This window comes from Streptomyces sp. PL-29, assembly GCF_058344425.1.
Genome location: NZ_CP136996.1, coordinates 4295734 through 4314108, shown reverse-complemented (window position 1 = coordinate 4314108; position 18375 = coordinate 4295734). Strand labels below are relative to the sequence as shown.

The window sequence follows — 18375 nt, the reverse complement described above, 5'->3', positions numbered from 1 at the left end:
GAGCCGTCGGGGGCGTCTCGCCAGAGGAAGCCGTGGAAGGGGGCCACGGTCATGGCCGAGTCGGCCGCCCCGGAGGCGACGGCCACGGCGACCGACTCGACGTCCGAGGTCGCGAGGAACGGGCTGGTGCACTGGACGAGGAGGACCACGTCCACGGTGAGCGAGTGCAGTTCCTCGAAGGCGGACAGGGCGTGCAGGACGGCGGCCTCGCTGCTCGCGGTGTCGCCGGAGATCGCGATCGGGCGGGCGATCACGTCGGCGCCGGCGGCGCGGGCGGCCCGGGCGACGGCCTCGGAGTCGGTGGAGACCACGACGTCGGTGACGGTCGGCGCGGCCCGGCAGGCCAGGACGGCACGGGCGACGAGCGGGATGCCGGCGACCTCGGCGAGATTCTTGCCGGGGACTCCCTTGGAGCCCCCGCGGGCGGGGATGACGGCGAGGACCCTCACAGCTCCCCCAGCCTGCGGATCACCGGGGCGACCCGCTGCACACCGTGCCGGTACGCCCCGCGGGCGGCCTCGCGCAGGTGGGCGCGGAGCCGGCGGCGCAGCCGGGACCCGTCCTCCTCCTGCCGCGCGGTGCCCGGCAGCGGGGTGCCGTCGGGCGCGAGGCGGTGCCGGGCGAGGATGCCGGGCAGGTATCCGGGCGCGGTGGTGAGCGTGTAGTAGGGCGTGGGCGGGGGCAGCCGGGTCGCGGCGAGCAGCCCGGCGGCCTTGGCCCGGGCGAGGGCGTAGGCGTCACCGCTCGCGCCGGCCCCGGCGGCGCCCGGGCCGGCGGCGCCCGCGGCTGCCGGGCCCGGATCGGCGGTCGGCCGGACGCCCTGGGCGGCCAGCCAGACCGGGTCGCCCTCCGGGAGGAGCCCCGAGTCGAGCTGGTCCCAGGAGGCCAGGCAGCCGGAACCGAGGAAGTGGTGGTTGCCGAGGGCCTCGCGGACACCGAGGTCGGTGAGGACGGCCGTCGGGATGGAGCGGTGCAGGGCCTCCAGGGCGGCCGTGGAGGAGACGGTGACCAGCAGGTCGGTGCCGTCCAGCACCTCGCCCATGTTCCCGTACACCAGGCGGCAGTTGGCCGGCAGTCCGCCGGGGATCTTCTCCGCGAGCCGCTGGTACGGCTGTTCCTCCAGGTGCGTGGTGTGTTCGCCGGGCTTGCTGCGCAGCTTGATCAGCACCTCCCGGTCGGGGTGCTTGCGGGCGTGGCCGGCGGCCCGCTCCAGCAGGTAGGCGCGGTCGGCTCGGCTGTCGGGCACGGAGGGCTGCACGGCGAAAACCACCGTGTGGGGGCGGCTCCCGGCCGGCTGGTAGGGCGCTCCGCCGAGGAAGGGCAGCGCGGTCTCGGTGACGGCGCCGGCGTCCGCGCCGACCCCCTCGTACACGGCGCGGAAGCGCTCGGCGTCGTGGCGGGAGTTGGCGAGGACGAGGTCGGCGCCGTGTCTCAGCAGCAGCCCGTCGGCGAGCTTCTCGTACACGACACCGACGTACCCGGTGACCAGTACGGGGCGCGTGGCGGGGGCCGGCCACAGGGCGCGGGCCCCGTGCAGGACCGCTTGGACGGCACCGCCGACGAGCGCGAGGACGACCACGTCGTAGTGCTCGCGTGCGATCTCGGCGAGGAACCCGGCGCAGGTCACCTCGGTCGGCCGGTCGGTCTCCACCCCGACCTCGCCGAGCTGGCGGGCGGTGGGCGTGGCCCGACCGCGCAGCAAGTATCCGGTGAGCCGGTGGTCGGGCACGAGACGGCGGGCGGTGGTGACGCCCCATTTCCATCGCGTGTCGGAATCGGCGAGTACGGCGACGCGTTTGCGTTCTGGCACGCGGCAGAACGTATTCGGCGTTTTCGGTGATCGGCCCAACGAGCGCACAACAGCGGGTTAACAAAGCGTCGACTGAATGCGAAAGCGCACGGGTTAACCCGCCCGCCCCGCGCCGTTCACATGAAATCCGCATCCGGGCCACGGTGAATGACGGGCGGCGCCCTAATCTCTCGCGGGTGCCCAAGCTCTCTGTCGTCGTGCCGTTCTACAACGTGCAGACATACGCGCCGGACGCCCTGAAGAGTCTCGAACTGAACGCCCGTGGGGATTTCGAGTTCCTGCTCGTCGACGACTGCTCGACGGACGGGACACCCGACCTGCTGGAACGAGCGGCGGGCGAGCTGCCCGGGGCGGTGCACCTCAGACACGGAAGCAACGGCGGCCTGGCGACCGCCCGGAACACCGGGCTGGACGCGGCCCGCGGCGAGTACATCGCCTTCCTGGACGGGGACGACTGGATGGCCCCCGGCCATCTGGCCCGGATGCTGGCCGCCATAGAGGCACTGGACTGCGATTTCATCCGAACCGACCATGTGCGGTGCACGGGCCGGACGCGGAGCGTGCAGCGGGTCCCCTTCGGCCCGCAGGCCGTCGTCGCCGATCCGCGCGGCGCGATCCTGCCCGCCGACCGGGCGACCTCGGTGGACTACCCCTACGCCTGGGCCGGGATGTACCACCGGCGGCTGCTGGACCGTGGCCTGCTGCACTTCACCGACGGGCTGCGGACGGCGGAGGACCGGCCGTGGATCTGGCGGCTGCACCGGGAGGCCGGGTCCTTCGCCGCAGTCGGACTGCCCGGAATCTTCTATCGGCGCGGTGTTTCCACCTCGTTGACGCAGATCAGGGACGAGCGGCAGCTCGATTTCATCCGGGCATTCGACGAGGTGCTCGCCGGTGTCGCCGCCGACCGGGAATCCGATCTGCTGATGCCGAAATCCGTACGAACATACTGCGCCATTATCGCGCACCATTTCGGATCCATCGAAAGGTACGAGCCGGCCGTGGCCAAGAAACTCCGCCTGATGAGCGCGGCCGCGCTCGGCCGCATGCCCCAGGACGTGCTCGACCAGGCCCTGGAATCGATGGACGCCGAACGCTCCGCGCTCCTGCGCCGCCTGCGCGGCGGCCGCCGCACCCTGTCGGGGGCGACCGTCTGATGCTCACGCAGATCTTCCTGGCCTCCACCCTCTACGGGGCCGCCACCCTCGCGGCGGGCGTCGACGCGGGCCGCTACCCACCCGCGGGCCGCCGGATCCTGCTGACCAGCAACCACTCCGCCACCGCCGAGGTGGCCCCGGGAGTGGCCGGCATGCCGGGTTTCGCCGCCGTGCGCACGCGCTTCGACGAGGTGCTCGACTGGAACGCCGTGATCGAACCGCAGCACCCGAGCACCTGGGCCCCGCGCGCCGAGGACGTCCCCATCTGGGAACGGCACCTGCGCGCGCTGTGGGAGCTCGGCGATGACCGGGTCGAGCTGATCGTGGAGTCCCTCCAGGTACCGCCGGCCCAGTCCCTGTGCCGGGTCTTCCCCGGCGCGGCGGTCGACGTCTACGCCGACGGGCTGATGAGCTACGGGCCCACCCGCTTCCGCCTCGACCCGCAGCTCGGGATGCGGGTGCGGCGGGTGCTCCATCTCGATCTGGTGCCCGGTCTGCGGCCGCTGCTGCTGAACGAGTTCGGGGCGCGGCCGGAGGTGGTGCCGGCGGAGTCCTTCCTGAAGGTCCTCGCGGAGCTCCCGCCGCACGGCCCCGGCCTGGACGACGTCGGGGAGTCCCCGGCCCTGCTGCTGGGCCAGTACCTCTCGGCGCTCGACCTGATGAGCCCGGACGAGGAGGAGGAGCTGCACGCCTCGATGGTCCGGGGCGCCTTCGCGCTCGGCCACCGCTCGCTGGTCTTCAAGCCCCATCCCGGCGCACCGGCCGAGTACGCCCGCCGGGCCGCGGCGGAGGCCGAACGGCTCGGCGCCCGGCTCACCGTGGCGAGCGGCGCGGTCCTGGCCGAGACCCTCTACGGGCAGCTGCGCCCGGCGCTCGTCGTCGGCTGCTTCTCCACCGGACTGCTGACGGCCGCCACGCTGTACGGCCTGCCCGTCGCCCGTACCGGCACCGAGGCCGTGCTGGCCCGCCTGGCCCCGTACCAGAACAGCAACCGGGTACCGCTGGTGCTGGTGGACTCGCTGCTGCCGGACCTGGCGGACGCGGCGGCGGTCCACGCCTGGACTCCCGCCTCCCTGGGACGGGCGGGAACCGAGCGGGCCGGTCTGCTGACCGCCGTCGGGTTCACCATGCAGCCGCAGGTCCTCGCGGCGCGGCGGGCCGCGGCCGAGGCGTACCTCGCCGCGCACCTGACCCCGGACACCTGGCGGTACTTCACCCGGCGCCGGCTGACCGGGCTGGGCCTGCCCGGCGGCATCCCCGCACAGCTGTCGTTCCTGCCGCGCAGCCGGACGGTGCGGCGCATGGCCCGGACCCTGCGCCGCGTCCTCACCTGAGGTGTTCCGGGCCGGGCGGGGTCAGCCGACCGCGAGCTTGGCCGCGAAGCCGAGGAACAGCATGCCCGCCGCCGAGGTCGCCCCGGCCGACAGCCGCCTGCGGCGGCGGAAGGCCTCCGAGAGCCGGGTGCCGCCGAATATCAGCAGCGTCAGGTAGAGGAAGCTGCCGGTCTGCAGCAGACCGCCCAGGACCAGGAAGGACAGCGCCGGGTAGGCGTAGGACGGGTCCACGAACTGCACGAAGAAGGACATCAGGAAGAGGATGGCCTTCGGGTTGAGGAGGCTGATCAGCAGGGCGCGCCGGTAGGGGCGTTCGTGCTCGGCCGGACCGGCGGGGGCCGCGGCGCGCGCCTCGTCCCGGTCCCGGCGGGTGCGCCACAGCGCCCAGGCGCCCCGCATCATCCCGACGGCCAGCCAGGCCAGGTAGCCGGCGCCGAGGAACTTCACCACGGTGAAGACGAGCGGGCTCGCCCGGAGCAGCGCCCCGGCACCCACAGCGGTCAGGGCCATCAGCACGGCGTCGCCGGTGAACACTCCGGCGGCGGCCTTGTAGCCCGTGCGCACCCCTCGGCGGGCGGCGACGGACAGCACGTAGAGCGAGTTCGGTCCCGGCAGGAGAATGATCAGGACGAGGCCGGCGAGGTACGTCGGCAGATCGATGACACCCAGCATGGGCAGGAGTGTCCCATGCGGACGCCCCTGACAGCCCCGGGGGTCTCACCATGTGGAACCAGTGGGCTCGTACGTCCCCCACACCTCCCGCAGCACCCCGCAGACCTCCCCCACCGTGGCCCGCGCGCGCAGCGCTTCCTTCATCGGGTACAGCACGTTCGCCGTTCCCCCCGCCGCCTCCCGCAGCGCCCCGAGCGCCGCCGCCACCGCCGCCCCGTCGCGCTCCGCCCGCAGCCGCGCGAGCGCCGCGCGCTGCCGCTCCTCGATCGCCGGGTCCACGCGCAGCGGCTCGTACGGTTCCTCGCGCTCCAGCGCGAAGCGGTTGACGCCGACCACCACCCGCTCCCCGTTGTCGGTCTCCCGCGCGATGCGGTAGGCGTTCCGCTCGATCTCCGCCTTCTGGAAGCCGGCCTCGATCGCGGCCACCGCCCCGCCCCGCTCCTCGACGCGCCGCATCAGGTCGAGGACCGCCGCCTCCAGTTCGTCCGTCATCCGCTCCACCGCGTAGGACCCGGCGAAGGGGTCCACGGTGTGCGGCACGTCCGTCTCGTACGCGAGGACCTGCTGGGTGCGCAGCGCGAGGCGGGCGGACTTCTCCGTCGGCAGCGCGATCGCCTCGTCGAAGGAGTTGGTGTGCAGCGACTGGGTCCCGCCCAGGACCGCGGCCAGGGCCTGCACGGCGACGCGCACGAGGTTCAGCTCGGGCTGCTGCGCGGTGAGCTGGACCCCTGCGGTCTGGGTGTGGAAGCGCAGCATCATCGACTTCGGGTCGCGCGCTCCGAACTCCTCCCGCATGACGCGGGCCCAGATCCGCCGGGCGGCACGGAACTTCGCGACCTCCTCCAGCAGGGTGGTGCGGGCCACGAAGAAGAAGGAGAGCCGGGGCGCGAACGCGTCGACCGCCATCCCTGCGGCGAGGGCGGTACGGACGTAGGCGATGCCGTCGGCGAGGGTGAAGGCCACCTCCTGCGCGGGCGAGGCGCCGGCTTCGGCCATGTGGTAGCCGGAGATGGAGATGGTGTTCCACCGGGGGATCTCGGCCCGGCAGTAGCGGAAGGTGTCAGCCGTCAGCCGCAGCGAGGGTTCGGGCGGGAAGATGTAGGTCCCCCGGGCGATGTACTCCTTCAGGACGTCGTTCTGGATCGTCCCCGTCAACCGCGCGCCCGAGATGCCCTGTTCCTCCGCGACCAGCTGGTAGAGCAGCAGGAGCAGGGCGGCGGGCGCGTTGATCGTCATGGAAGTGGAGACCCGGTCGAGGGGGATCCCGTCGAACAGTGTCCGCATGTCGTCGAGCGAGTCGACGGCGACCCCGACCTTGCCGACCTCGCCGTGGGCCAGGGGCGCGTCGGAGTCGTGGCCCATCTGGGTCGGCAGGTCGAAGGCGACGGACAGCCCGGTGCCGCCGCCGGCGATGAGCTGCCGGTAGCGGGCGTTGGACTCGGTGGCCGTGCCGAAGCCGGCGTACTGGCGCATGGTCCACGGCCGACCGGTGTACATGTTCGGATAAATCCCCCGGGTGTAGGGGAAGTCCCCCGGTGCACCCAATTGGACCGCGGGGTCCCATTCCGTCAGATCACCCGGCCCGTAGACCGGTTCGACCGGGATTCCGCTCTCCGTGCGTGCCATGTGACGAAGTCCTCCGTAGAGCAACCGGGCCCGGGGCTGGTACAACCTTGCCCGCGCACCGCTTCTCAAGGCTGCGGACGGTTGCCGGTCACGATGGCGCAACATCCCGGAACCCTGTGCAACTCTCCACGCGCGCCAGACATCACCTAGATACACGACGTAGAAACCGGGGGACTGCAATGCAGCGCCAGAGAGCCATAATCCGCACGATCGGGGTCGCCACCGCCGTCGCGCTCGCCGCGACCGCCTGCGGTCCGCAGAAGACGGAGTCCGCCGGCTCCTCCTCCGCGGCACCGTCCTCGCCCACGGCGGGCACCACCCCCGAAGCCTCCCCGTCCACCGACGACAAGCCCGGCGAGCCCTCGGCATCGGCCTCGGCGTCCGCCTCCGCCTCCGCCTCCCCGTCGGCCTCGCCTTCGCCCTCGGTGAAGCAGATCATGGCCAACGGCGACGAGAGCGAGCAGGTCCGCGAGCTTCAGGCCCGGCTGAAGCAGCTCAAGCTGCTCACGGTGACGCCGACCGGCTTCTACGGCTCGAAGACCACGGCCGCGGTGAAGTCCTTCCAGTCGAAGAACGGCCTGGATGCCACGGGCGGGGTCGACGCGAAGACCTGGAAGAAGATCCAGAGTTCCAGCAAGAAGCCCACGGCCGACGAGCTGCGCCCGCCGACCGTCAACGAGGTCGCGGCGCCGGACCCGCGCTGCATGACCGGCCGCGTCATGTGCATCAGCAAGGAGAGCCGCACCCTCGCCTGGATGATCGACGGCAAGGTCGTCTCGACGATGGACGTCCGCTTCGGCTCGGAGAACACCCCGACCCGCGAGGGCGTGTTCAACGTGGGCTGGAAGGCCAAGGACTGGACGTCGACGATCTACCACACGCCGATGCCCTACGCGATGTTCTTCAGCGGCGGCCAGGCGGTCCACTACTCCGCCGACTTCGCGGCCCGCGGCTACAACGGTGCCTCGCACGGCTGCGTGAACGTGCGGGACAAGGCCAAGCTGTCGAAGCTCTTCGACGACGTGCAGGTCGGCGACAAGGTGGTCGTCTACTGGTGATCCCGCCGAGGGTGCCGCCGGAACCCCGGTTCCGGGCCCCGACCGCGCGGCCGGCCGCCAGCCGGTGAAACGCGACAGGCCGTCCCCTTCGCAGTCCGGTCGTACCGGCGGACCGAGAAGGGGACGGCCTGTCGCGTTGAGCGGCCGTCCCGCCGAAGGGGTCGGGGTGATGAAGTGAGGGCGCGGGCAGGGCCGGGGGAACGTGCCCCGCCCGCGCCGGTTGCGCAGAGCCCAGGGGTACGGGGGGAACCCCGGCTCATGCGCGGCCGATGACCAGTCGGCTCGCTTAGTACTGCGCCGCCGATTCGAAAAGTGTTACAGGCAGGTCAGCGCATGTGTCAGCGGCCGGCGCGCAGGGCGGTGGAGCCTTCCGGAACAGCTGGTTCCAGGCTCGGCGCCCTCAGCGTCCCGCCACTCGCCGGAGGGGAGTCGCGGCGCTTGGCGCCGCCGGAGTCCCCGTCCAGCACCGCGGCGCAGTAGGCCGGTATCCGCAGGAGCCCGTCGGCCAGACGGGACAGCCGCTCGCGCCGGTCGTCGTTGATCCGGCCCCCGCGGTACTCCTCGCAGAGGTCCGTCTTGAGCCGGCTGTCCAGCTCGCGCTGGCGGTCCTTGCCGGATTCCCCGGTGCCCAGGGTGTCCCGGCTGCCCTCCTGGCCGCCCCCTCCGCTCCGGTCGTCCGGGGCGGTCTTGCCCGAGCCGCCGGCCGCCGAGGTGCCCGCGGAGCCGTCGGAGTCCGCTCCGGTTCCCGGCGTGGTACGCCCGTCCCCGCTGGGTGACGGCAGCACCGGGGCGAACGCCGGGTCCGAGCCGTCGGGCACGGGGGTGGACAGCGGCTCCGGGGTGAAGGTCGGGGCACCGGTGCCCCTGCCCTGGACCGGGCTCTCGCCGGCACTGATGGACATCGCCGGTCCGGGCCCCGCGGCGTCGTGCCGGGAACGGTCCAGGAGCCCGGCTCCCGCCGCGGCCGCCAGCCCGCCCGCGGCGACGCTCGCGAGGGCCGCGGCCAGGCCGAGGCTCACGGTCCGGGAGCGCCGCCGGATCGGCACGGGCGCGGGGAGGACGCGGCCGAGGTCGACCAGGGGTTCACCGGAGGCGTCGGCCCCGGACGACGCGGCGGCCGGGCGTGCGGCGCCGCGCGCCGCACGGTAGGCGTCCACCGCCACGGCCTCACCGGGCAGTTCCGTACCGCTGGGCGCCGCCACCGCGGCCAGGGCGTCCAGAGCCGCTCGGAGCCGGGCGGCCTCCGTCGCGGCACGCGTGCCGGCGGCGGGCCCCACAGGTTCCGCCGGTCCACCGCGCAGGAATGCTTCCGCCGCGGCCTCGTCCAGCCACCTGTCGCGCTCGTCGGCCATCACATGTCCTTCTGCGTCCGCCAACGTGAATGCGTCACACCGGTTTGTTCTGCGTAGCTGCCGCCCCGGCCGCGCTGTGCGGGTACGGCGTCGAGATCCCCTCCGCCCCCGCCGCCCCACGCGTGGCCCTCGGCATTATGGCCGACCGCGGCGCCGGCCCTGGAGCCGGTGCCCGGACCTGCCTCGAAACCGCCGTCCGCGCCCTGTGCGGCGAGCAGTTCCGCCAGCTTCTTCAGGCCGCGGTGCGCGGCGGTGCGTACGGCCCCGGGCCGCTTGCCCAGGGTCTCGGCCGCGCTCTTGGCGTCCAGGCCGACCACGACCCGCAGGACGACCGCCTCGGCCTGATCCTGCGGCAGCTGGGCTATGAGCGCCATGGTGCGCCCGGTGTCAAGGGACTCCATCGCCGCGCCGGCCGTGTCGCACTCGGCGGCCCAGCCCGTCAGTTCGGTGTCGTCGCCCCCGATGGCGGGGCGGCGGCCGCGCATGCGTATGTGGTCGAGGGCCCGGTTGCGGGCGATGCGGGCGGCCCAGCCGCGGAAGCGGTCGGCGTCACCGGTGAAGGAGTCGAGGTCCCGGGCTATCTGCAGCCAGGCCTCAGAGGTCACGTCCTCGGCGTCGCCGTCTCCGACGAGCGTGCGCACGTAGCCGAGCAGGCGTGGATGCACGGCCCGGTACACAGCACGGAACGCGTTCTCGTCACCGCTCTGTGCCGCGAGCACTGCGGCGGTCAGCTCCGCGTCGTCCCCCAGCAAAGTCCCCAACCTGTCCTGTACGTGTGGCGCAAATCAGCACGTTACGGCTTTCAAGCACCTCTCGTCCACGAGTGATACAACGTGCAACCAATCCTGCGCGGAGCGAGGTGTGACACAAAACGCACTCGCGGCGCTGACAGGGGTACGGGCTTGTCGCACGAGCCCGTGACGGATGGCGGCCGGGGCCTCTCCTGTGGGGGGTGGCGGCCTCGGTCGCCCTCCCCCTTTCGGGCTTTCGGGCACTCCACCATGCCCGCCCGCGGCGCTCCCGTCATCCTTTCGGCTCTCTTCCGGGTGAAATCCCCGCATGGGTACGACACGCTCCCCCCTGCGTCGATAGCGTGGCGGAACACCCGCGCCGCGCCCCGAGGAGCCCCCCGCTGTCCAGCCACCTTCCGGCACAGGCCCGCGGCTGCTCCGACCCCTCGCACGGCCCCGGACTGACCCGGTTCAACAGCCTGTCCCCCGAAGCCGCCCGGGCGGTCCTCCTGCAGTGCTGCGGAAGCCGGCGCTGGGCGCACCGGGTGGCGGCACACCGCCCCTATCCCGACGCGGACGCCCTGCGCGCCGCCGCGGACGAGGCCTCGTACGACCTCTCGCAGTCCGACCTGACCGAGGCCCTGGCCGCGGAGCACTCGGCCGAACTGGACCACGGGGCGCCATACGCCGCGCTGCTGGCCCTCGAAGCGGCCCACACGGAGTACGAACGCAAGTTCGGGCACGCCTTCGTGGTCTGCCTGGACGGGCATCCGCCGGAGGAGCAGGCCGACCAGCTGCTGGGGGCGATCCGCCGGCGGATGGGGCACGAGGCGGACGAGGAGCGCTCGATCTCCGCGGACGAGCTCCGCCGCGTCGCGCAGTCCCGGCTGCTGGACCTGACACGCTGGCTGACCCGCTCCCACGGGGCGGCCGCGGCTGAAATCGGGCTATTCGCCCCCGTGGGATAGCCCGTACGTGCCTGTTTGATCACACAGCCCGACCCCGCGCGAGGGAACCGACAACTCGTCGCTACGATGTCCGGGGCCGGTGGACCGTACCCGGCCGGGCCCGACCGACAAAGAAGCCGGCTGGCCCCCGCCCCGCTTCCGGAGGGTTTTCCGTGCCGGCTGGAACGTTGTACCGCGGCCGGGAAGGAATGTGGTCCTGGGTGGCTCATCGAGTCACCGGCGTCCTCATCTTCTTCTTCCTGTTCGTACACGTCCTCGACACCGCTCTCGTCCGCGTCTCCCCCGAGGCGTACGACGATGTCGTGGCTACCTACAAGACTCCGATCGTCGCGCTGCTGGAGTACGGCCTCGTCGCCGCCATCCTCTTCCACGCGCTCAACGGTCTCCGTGTCATCGCCGTGGACTTCTGGTCCAAGGGCCCGCGCCACCAGAAGACGATGCTCTGGTGGGTCGTGGGCATCTGGGTCGTGCTGATGGCCGGGGCCCTCTACCCCGTGCTCGGCCACGCCTACCTCGAACTGTTCGGGAAGTGACGCGCATGTCCTCTGACACTTCTTCCGCCAAGGGCATCGGCGACGTGGAGGGCGTTTCCCTCTACGACGTCGACAACCCCGCGCCGTACATCGAGGCCCCGCGCAAGCGCACGGGCAAGACGCCCCGCTCGACGCGCGGCAACTTCGAGATGGCCGCGTGGCTCTTCATGCGCCTCTCGGGCATCGTGCTCGTCGTCCTCGTCATCGGCCACCTGGTCATCCAGCTGGTGCTCGACGGCGGCGTGTCCAAGATCGGCTTCGCCTTCGTGGCCGGCCGCTGGGCGTCCCCGTTCTGGCAGGTCTGGGACCTGCTGATGCTGTGGCTGGCGATGCTGCACGGCTCGAACGGTCTGCGTACCGTCATCAACGACTACGCGGAGCGCGCCAACACGCGGCTGTGGCTGAAGGGCCTGCTCTACACCGCCACGGTGTTCACCATCCTTCTGGGCACGCTGGTGATCTTCACCTTCGACCCGAACATCCGCTAGGCAACGGGGCTGAGGCGAAACCAATGAAGATCCACAAGTACGACACCGTCATCGTCGGCGCCGGCGGCGCGGGCATGCGCGCCGCCATCGAGGCGACGAAGCGCAGCCGCACCGCCGTCCTGACGAAGCTGTACCCCACCCGCTCCCACACGGGCGCCGCGCAGGGCGGCATGGCCGCCGCGCTGGCCAACGTGGAGGAGGACAACTGGGAGTGGCACACCTTCGACACGGTCAAGGGCGGTGACTACCTGGTCGACCAGGACGCCGCCGAGATCCTGGCGAAGGAGGCCATCGACGCGGTCCTCGACCTGGAGAAGATGGGCCTGCCGTTCAACCGCACCCCGGACGGCACCATCGACCAGCGCCGCTTCGGCGGCCACTCCCGCAACCACGGCGAGGCACCGGTCCGCCGGTCCTGCTACGCCGCGGACCGCACCGGCCACATGATCCTCCAGACGCTGTACCAGAACTGCGTCAAGGAGGGCGTGGAGTTCTTCAACGAGTTCTACGTCCTGGACCAGCTCCTGGTCGAGGAGGACGGCGTCAAGAAGTCGGCCGGTGTGGTCGCGTACGAGCTCGCCACCGGCGAGATCCACGTGTTCCAGGCCAAGGCCGTCATCTACGCCTCCGGCGGCACCGGCAAGTTCTTCAAGGTGACCTCCAACGCGCACACCCTCACGGGTGACGGCCAGGCGGCCTGCTACCGCCGCGGCCTGCCGCTGGAGGACATGGAGTTCTTCCAGTTCCACCCGACGGGCATCTGGCGCATGGGCATCCTGCTGACGGAGGGCGCCCGCGGTGAGGGCGGCATCCTCCGCAACAAGGACGGCGAGCGCTTCATGGAGAAGTACGCGCCGGTCATGAAGGACCTCGCGTCCCGTGACGTCGTCTCGCGCTCCATCTACACCGAGATCCGTGAGGGCCGCGGCTGCGGTCCGGCCGGAGACCACGTGTACCTGGACCTCACCCACCTCCCGCCGGAGCAGCTCGACGCGAAGCTCCCGGACATCACCGAGTTCGCCCGCACCTACCTTGGCATCGAGCCGTACACGGACCCGATCCCGATCCAGCCCACCGCGCACTACGCCATGGGCGGCATCCCGACCAACGTCGAGGGCGAGGTCCTCAGCGACAACACCACCGTCGTCCCCGGCCTGTACGCGGCCGGCGAGGTCGCGTGCGTGTCGGTGCACGGCGCGAACCGCCTGGGCACCAACTCGCTGCTGGACATCAACGTCTTCGGCAAGCGCTCCGGCATCGCCGCCGCCCGGTACTCGCAGGAGAACGACTTCGTCGAACTCCCCGAGAACCCGGCGCAGCAGGTGGCCGACCTGGTCGAGCACCTGCGCAACTCCACGGGCCAGGAGCGGGTCGCCGACCTGCGTCTGGAGCTCCAGGAGACGATGGACGCGAACGTGATGGTGTTCCGCACGGAGCAGACCATCAAGACCGCGGTCGAGAAGATCGCGGAGCTGCGCGAGCGCTACAAGAACGTGTCCGTCCAGGACAAGGGCAAGCGCTTCAACACGGACCTGCTGGAGGCCATCGAGCTGGGCAACCTGCTCGACCTGGCCGAGGTCATGGCCGTGTCCGCCCTGGCGCGCAAGGAGTCCCGCGGCGGTCACTACCGCGAGGACTACCCCAACCGCGACGACGTCAACTTCATGCGCCACACCATGGCGTACCGCGAGGTCGGAGCCGACGGCTCGGACTCGGTCCGGCTCGACTACAAGCCGGTCGTCACGACCCGCTACCAGCCGATGGAGCGTAAGTACTGATGGCTACCCCCACCCTGGACAAGATGGAAGAGGCGGCTGCGGCCTCCCCGTACATCACGGTCACCTTCCGGATCCGCCGTTTCAACCCCGAGGTCTCGGACGAGTCGCAGTGGCAGGACTTCCAGATCGAGATCGACCCGAAGGAGCGCGTGCTCGACGGTCTCCACAAGATCAAGTGGGACCTGGACGGCACGCTCACCTTCCGCCGCTCGTGCGCGCACGGCATCTGCGGCTCGGACGCGATGCGGATCAACGGCAAGAACAGGCTCGCCTGCAAGACGCTGATCAAGGACATCAACCCCGAGAAGCCGATCACCGTCGAAGCCATCAAGGGCCTCACGGTGATGAAGGACCTCGTGGTCGACATGGAGCCCTTCTTCCAGGCGTACCGGGACGTCATGCCGTTCCTGGTCACCAAGGGCAACGAGCCGACGCGTGAGCGCCTGCAGTCCGCCGAGGACCGCGAGCGCTTCGACGACACCACCAAGTGCATCCTGTGCGCCGCGTGCACGTCCTCGTGCCCGGTGTTCTGGAACGACGGCCAGTACTTCGGCCCGGCGGCGATCGTCAACGCGCACCGCTTCATCTTCGACTCGCGTGACGAGGCCGGCGAGCAGCGGCTGGAGATCCTGAACGACAAGGACGGCGTGTGGCGCTGCCGCACGACCTTCAACTGCACCGACGCGTGCCCGCGCGGCATCGAGGTCACGAAGGCGATCCAGGAAGTCAAGCGTGCGCTGATCACGCGCCGCTTCTGACCTTCCCTCCCGGCCTGCACGAGGGCCCCGCCCCGGTTCGTCCGGAGCGGGGCCCTCGTGCGTCGCCGGGGCGCGTCGAACGGCTGCCGGAGGCCTCCCCCCGATCGGGGACACCGGGCTGCAGGAGCGGGGGTACAGGGCGGGGGTGCCTGTGGAAGGATCGGCCGTATGAGCGAGCAGCAGCCGAACCCGTACGCGAGCGGCCCCGCCGGCCAGGGCGGCACGTCCGGTGCGCCGGGCCATGGCGACTACAAGTGGGGCCCCGGTGAGGCCAGTTACGGATACCCCCAGCCCTACCCGGCGGCCCCCGCCTACCATCCGACCGTCGGCGGCGCGGGCGTCCCGGTGCCCGCCGGGTACTCCGCCGCCCCGGTCGGCGGTGCGGGCTTCGCGCTCGGCGACATCACCGTCGCCGGCGACCAGATCATCACCCCGTCGGGCACGATGCCGCTCCGGGGCGCGATGTGGAACGCGACGGACTTCTCGCGCACCGAGGAGAAGATCCCGCCCCACGCGATCGTGCTGGCGATCGTCTTCTTCCTGTTCTGCCTGCTCGGCCTGCTCTTCCTGCTGATGAAGGAGAAGACCACCACCGGCTACATCCAGGTCACCGTGACCAGCGGCGGCCGCCACCACTCCACGATGATCCCCGCGGTGGACGCGAACACCTACCACTGGGTCATGTCGCAGCTGGGCCACGCGCGTGCGATGAGCATGTGAACCCCCGGAGACGCAGGCGGGCCCCGGCCGTTCGGCCGGGGCCCGCCTGCGTCTCCGGGACGTCTCCGGAACGGCGCCCTGACGTGCGCCGGACACACACCGACCCCATCGCTTGAACTTGTTCAAAAAAGGCCCTAGAGTCATCGACGTCAGCATTTGAACACGTTCAAGGGGGCTGGGGCGATGGACCTCACCGTGGTCGCATACGTCATCTACCTGCTCATCAGCATCGGCCTCACCGTCTGGGTGGCCCGCACGCTCAGTCGCAACGGCCGCGTCTTCATCGGCGACGTCCTCCACGGCAACGAGAAGCTCGCCGACGCCGTCAACCAGCTCCTCGTGGTGGGCTTCTACCTGGTCAACATCGGCTTCGTGACCCTCTACCTGCGATCGACCGATGAGGTCGGCACGGCCCGCGCGCTCTTCGAGACGCTCTCGGTCAAGCTCGGCGTCGTCCTGCTGGTCCTGGGCGTCATGCACCTCGGCAACGTGTGGGCGCTGAACAGGATGCGTCGCCGCGGGATCATGGAGCGCCAGCAGACCCCGCCGGTCCCCCCGCAGGGGTGGACCGCGCCGCTCGGGGCCTGAGCCGTGGCGCCCGCCGGGGCCGTACGGCACCTGACCGTCCTCTACGACGCCGCCTGCCCGCTCTGCGTGCACATCCGACACTGGCTGCTCGCACAGCGGTGGCTCGTCCCGATCACCCTGGTCCCCGCCGCGTCCTGGGAGGCGCGGCGGAGGTTCCCTCGGCTGGACCACGCCTCGACGCTCCGCGAGATCACCGTCGTCGGCGACAGCGGGCAGGTGTGGACCGGGACCGACGCGTTCATCGTCTGCCTGTGGGCACTGGCCGAACACCGGCCGAGGGCGAACTGGCTGGCGACGCCGGCCGGCCGGCCGTTCGCCCGGGCGGCCATGTACACGGCCTCCGCCTGGCGGCAGGCCGTGCGCACCGGGGGGCAGCCCACGGCCGCCGAAGGACCGGCCTGTGACGACCGGTGTTCCGCGCCCCGATAGGCTCATCCACCGTGACGGAACAGAAGGCCCCCAAGAGCGAGCAGACCCGCACGCTCATCCTCGAAACCGCGCTCCGCCTCTTCCAGGAGCGCGGCTTCGACAAGACGACCATGCGGGGCATCGCGAAGGAAGCCGGTGTCTCGGTCGGCAACGCCTACTACTACTTCGAGTCGAAGGAACACCTGGTCCAGGGCTTCTACGACCGGATCAGCGCCGCCCACCAGGCGGCGGTCCGGCCGATCCTGGACAACGAGACCGATCTGCAGAAGCGGCTCGCGGGCGTCCTCACCAGCTGGCTGGACATCGGCGCCCCGTACCACGAGTTCGCCTCCCAGTTCTTCAAGAACGCGGCGGACCCGGAGAGCCCGCTCAGCCCCTTCTCACCGGAGTCCGAGCCGGCGCGCAAGGCCGCGATCGACATCCACCGCGAGGTGCTGGCCGGGGCGAAGACCAAGGTGCCGGCCGAGCTGGCCGACGTCCTGCCGGAGCTCATGTGGCTCTCGCAGATGGGCCTGGTCCTGTACTGGGTCTTCGACCGCTCCCCGGACAGCGAGAAGTCGCGGCGGCTCGCCGAGCGCGGCGCGCAGCTCACCACGCGGGGCATCGTGCTCGCCCGCTTCCGGGTGCTGCGACCGCTGGTGCGCGAAGTCCACGAGCTGTTCGCGGACTTCCTGCCGGGCATGGCCCAGACGGCGGCGGGCCGGCGCAAGGCCTCGGACCCGCACCCCGAGCCGGACGGGCTCACACCCTAGATCCAGTTGAGTTCCCGTAGACGCCAGACACCGGTGCCGTCGGACAGGTTCTGGGCGCCGGTCACGGCCTCGCGGGACATGACGTAGTCCTTCTTCTGCCAGATCGGCACCATCGGGGCCTGCTGGGCGACCGCCTTCTGCAGGTCCCGGAACTCCGCGGCGGCGTCGGAGCGCTCCGAGTGGGACTGGGTCCGGGTGATCAGCTCGTCGACGCGCTTGTCCGAGAAGCCGTTGTTCATGGAGGAGTCGGCGCCTACGAGCGGGGCGAGGAAGTTGTCCGCGTCGGGGAAGTCCGCGATCCACCCGATCGTGTAGGCGTCGAACTCGCCGGCCGCGTAAGCCTTCTGGAAGTCCTTCCACGCCTCCACCAGCTTGAGCGTCACCTGGAAGAGCCCGGTGGCCTCCAGCTGCCGCTTGATCTCCTCGGCCTCGGGCAGGTTCGCGCCGCGGACGTTCACACCGAGCCTGAGCTGTACGGGGCCATGGGTCCCGGCCTCCTTGAGGAGCTTCTTGGCGGTGGCCCCATCGGGCGTGGGGTAGGTGTCGAAGAACGGCGTGCTGTGGCCCGCGATACCCGCCGGGACCAGCGAGTACAGCGGGGTGACGGTGCCCCGGTGGACCTCGCCGGCCAGCTTGGCCCGGTCCAGTACGGCGGCCACGGCCTGCCGGACCGCGAGCGGGGCGGCAGCGGAGCCGGGGCGGACGTTGAAGACGATCGAGCGGGTCTCGCTGCCGCCGGAGGCCTGGTAGCGGGTGTCCTGCAGGCCCGGGTTGAGGCCGGCGAGCACCGCCGGGGGCATGTCCCGGTGGGCTACCTCGATCTGACGGGTGGTCCAGGCCTGGGCGAGCTGCTCGGAGCCCCTGAAGTACCGGACCGTGACGGCGGTGCGGGCGGGCTTGCCCTGCCCCTTGTAGGAGACGTTGGGCTTGAGCTCGGCGCGCGCACCGGCCTCGTAGGAGGCCAGCGTGTACGGACCCGAGCCGTCCACCCTGCCGTCCTCGCGCAGGGACGTGGCCGGGTACGTGTCCTTGTCGACGATCGAGGCGGCACCCGTTGCGATCTTGAAGGGGAAGGTGGCGTCGCCGGCGGACAGGTGGAAGGTGACCGTGCGGCCCTCGGCCCCGACCGACTCCAGCGTGTTGAAGAGCGGGGCCGGCCCCTGGTCGGAGTTGATCGCCTTGATCCGGTCGAAGGAGTGCTTGACGTCCTCGGCGGTGATCGCGCGACCGCCGCCGAACGTCACGTCGGGGCGGAGCTCGCACTGATACGTCGTGAGCTTCTGGCCCACGAACCCGCAGGAGGCGGCGGCGTCCGGGACGGGGGCGTCGGAGCCTGGCTTCATGGTCAGCAGCGACTGGTAGATGTTGCTGTACAGGGCCCAGGAACCCGCGTCGTACGCTCCGGCCGGGTCGAGGGAGGACACGACGTCGCTGGTCCCGACCCGGATGGCACCGCGGCTCTCGGCGTCCTCGGGCAGCAACTGCCAGGCACCGACGCCGGCCAGGCCGAGGACCAGCCCGGCCGCGATGATCTTCCAGCGGACAGACCGCATCCCGTGAACCCCACCCCTTGTCCCGGTGACAGCGACCCGCTGTCCGATTACCGGATATCCCATCACGG

18 protein-coding genes and 1 pseudogene are annotated in these 18375 nt (G+C 71.3%); 12 read left to right on the top strand and 7 right to left on the bottom strand.

Going from position 1 to position 18375, the window contains the following annotated elements:
* Window positions 1-65 precede the first annotated feature (65 nt).
* Window positions 66-449 (bottom strand): annotated as a pseudogene (locus tag R4Z63_RS19890) (acylneuraminate cytidylyltransferase family protein); the annotation flags it as partial.
* A complete protein-coding gene (locus tag R4Z63_RS19885) occupies window positions 446-1810 on the bottom strand; it encodes a DUF6716 putative glycosyltransferase (RefSeq protein WP_384452677.1) in 1365 nt (454 codons plus the stop codon). The gene R4Z63_RS19885 and the pseudogene R4Z63_RS19890, both read right to left, overlap by 4 nt.
* Window positions 1811-1986: 176 nt before the next feature.
* Here R4Z63_RS19885 and R4Z63_RS19880 point away from each other — a divergent pair, with 176 nt between their 5' ends.
* Both R4Z63_RS19880 and R4Z63_RS19875 read left to right on the top strand, forming a co-directional pair.
* Window positions 1987-2967 carry a glycosyltransferase family 2 protein gene (locus R4Z63_RS19880; protein WP_037919167.1) on the top strand — a complete coding sequence of 327 codons (981 nt, stop codon included), beginning with the start codon at window positions 1987-1989 and terminating at the stop codon, window positions 2965-2967.
* Window positions 2967-4301, top strand: a complete 1335-nt coding sequence (locus tag R4Z63_RS19875; RefSeq protein WP_384452681.1) for a polysialyltransferase family glycosyltransferase — start codon at window positions 2967-2969, stop codon at window positions 4299-4301. The genes R4Z63_RS19880 and R4Z63_RS19875 overlap by 1 nt, the downstream gene beginning before the upstream one ends.
* Window positions 4302-4322: 21 nt before the next feature.
* On the opposite strand, the gene leuE is transcribed toward R4Z63_RS19875, so the two are convergent.
* Together leuE and R4Z63_RS19865 are read right to left on the bottom strand one after the other, a co-directional pair.
* Entirely contained in the window at window positions 4323-4973 is a 651-nt protein-coding gene (gene leuE, locus R4Z63_RS19870) for a leucine efflux protein LeuE (protein ID WP_384452684.1), read from the bottom strand.
* Between the two features lie 45 nt (window positions 4974-5018).
* Window positions 5019-6599, bottom strand: a complete 1581-nt coding sequence (locus R4Z63_RS19865; RefSeq protein WP_384452688.1) for an acyl-CoA mutase large subunit family protein — start codon at window positions 6597-6599, stop codon at window positions 5019-5021.
* Window positions 6600-6778: 179 nt separating this feature from the next.
* On the opposite strand from R4Z63_RS19865, the gene R4Z63_RS19860 reads away from it, so the two are divergent.
* Window positions 6779-7657, top strand: a complete 879-nt coding sequence (locus R4Z63_RS19860; protein ID WP_078556126.1) for a L,D-transpeptidase family protein — start codon at window positions 6779-6781, stop codon at window positions 7655-7657.
* Between the two features lie 338 nt (window positions 7658-7995).
* On the opposite strand, the gene R4Z63_RS19855 is transcribed toward R4Z63_RS19860, so the two are convergent.
* Window positions 7996-9009, bottom strand: coding sequence for a hypothetical protein (locus R4Z63_RS19855; RefSeq protein ID WP_384452692.1), 1014 nt, complete (start codon window positions 9007-9009; stop codon window positions 7996-7998).
* Entirely contained in the window at window positions 9009-9761 is a 753-nt protein-coding gene (locus tag R4Z63_RS19850) for an RNA polymerase sigma factor (protein ID WP_037919138.1), read from the bottom strand. The genes R4Z63_RS19855 and R4Z63_RS19850 overlap by 1 nt, the downstream gene beginning before the upstream one ends.
* A gap of 341 nt (window positions 9762-10102) precedes the next feature.
* On the opposite strand from R4Z63_RS19850, the gene R4Z63_RS19845 reads away from it, so the two are divergent.
* The 9 genes from R4Z63_RS19845 to R4Z63_RS19805 all read left to right on the top strand — a co-directional run bounded on the left by R4Z63_RS19845 (window position 10103) and on the right by R4Z63_RS19805 (window position 16754).
* A complete protein-coding gene (locus tag R4Z63_RS19845; RefSeq protein WP_063890564.1) occupies window positions 10103-10708 on the top strand; it encodes a 2-oxo-4-hydroxy-4-carboxy-5-ureidoimidazoline decarboxylase in 606 nt (201 codons plus the stop codon).
* A 152-nt stretch (window positions 10709-10860) separates the two neighbouring features.
* On the top strand, window positions 10861-11241 hold the full coding sequence (gene sdhC, locus R4Z63_RS19840) for a succinate dehydrogenase, cytochrome b556 subunit (RefSeq protein WP_078556124.1): 381 nt from the start codon (window positions 10861-10863) through the stop codon (window positions 11239-11241).
* Window positions 11242-11246: 5 nt separating this feature from the next.
* On the top strand, window positions 11247-11729 hold the full coding sequence (locus R4Z63_RS19835; RefSeq protein WP_384452697.1) for a succinate dehydrogenase hydrophobic membrane anchor subunit: 483 nt from the start codon (window positions 11247-11249) through the stop codon (window positions 11727-11729).
* A gap of 23 nt (window positions 11730-11752) precedes the next feature.
* Window positions 11753-13507: a succinate dehydrogenase flavoprotein subunit gene (gene sdhA / locus R4Z63_RS19830; protein ID WP_037919133.1), complete on the top strand. Its 1755-nt coding sequence runs from the start codon at window positions 11753-11755 to the stop codon at window positions 13505-13507.
* On the top strand, window positions 13507-14265 hold the full coding sequence (locus R4Z63_RS19825) for a succinate dehydrogenase iron-sulfur subunit (protein ID WP_037919131.1): 759 nt from the start codon (window positions 13507-13509) through the stop codon (window positions 14263-14265). Before sdhA ends, R4Z63_RS19825 begins: the two co-directional genes overlap by 1 nt.
* A gap of 168 nt (window positions 14266-14433) precedes the next feature.
* A complete protein-coding gene (locus tag R4Z63_RS19820) occupies window positions 14434-14985 on the top strand; it encodes a hypothetical protein (protein WP_037919129.1) in 552 nt (183 codons plus the stop codon).
* A 183-nt stretch (window positions 14986-15168) separates the two neighbouring features.
* Window positions 15169-15573: a hypothetical protein gene (locus R4Z63_RS19815; RefSeq protein ID WP_384455417.1), complete on the top strand. Its 405-nt coding sequence runs from the start codon at window positions 15169-15171 to the stop codon at window positions 15571-15573.
* Window positions 15574-15576: 3 nt separating this feature from the next.
* Window positions 15577-16002 carry a thiol-disulfide oxidoreductase DCC family protein gene (locus R4Z63_RS19810; RefSeq protein ID WP_384455420.1) on the top strand — a complete coding sequence of 142 codons (426 nt, stop codon included), beginning with the start codon at window positions 15577-15579 and terminating at the stop codon, window positions 16000-16002.
* An 11-nt stretch (window positions 16003-16013) separates the two neighbouring features.
* Window positions 16014-16754 (top strand): TetR/AcrR family transcriptional regulator, encoded by a 741-nt coding sequence (locus tag R4Z63_RS19805; protein ID WP_037919922.1) that lies wholly within the window; start codon window positions 16014-16016, stop codon window positions 16752-16754.
* On the opposite strand, the gene R4Z63_RS19800 is transcribed toward R4Z63_RS19805, so the two are convergent.
* The gene (locus R4Z63_RS19800) at window positions 16751-18307 is read right to left on the bottom strand and encodes an ABC transporter substrate-binding protein (protein ID WP_491522566.1); all 1557 of its coding nucleotides are present in this window, start codon (window positions 18305-18307) and stop codon (window positions 16751-16753) included. The two genes, R4Z63_RS19805 and R4Z63_RS19800, sit on opposite strands and share 4 nt — an antisense overlap.
* Between the last annotated feature and the right edge of the window lie 68 nt (window positions 18308-18375).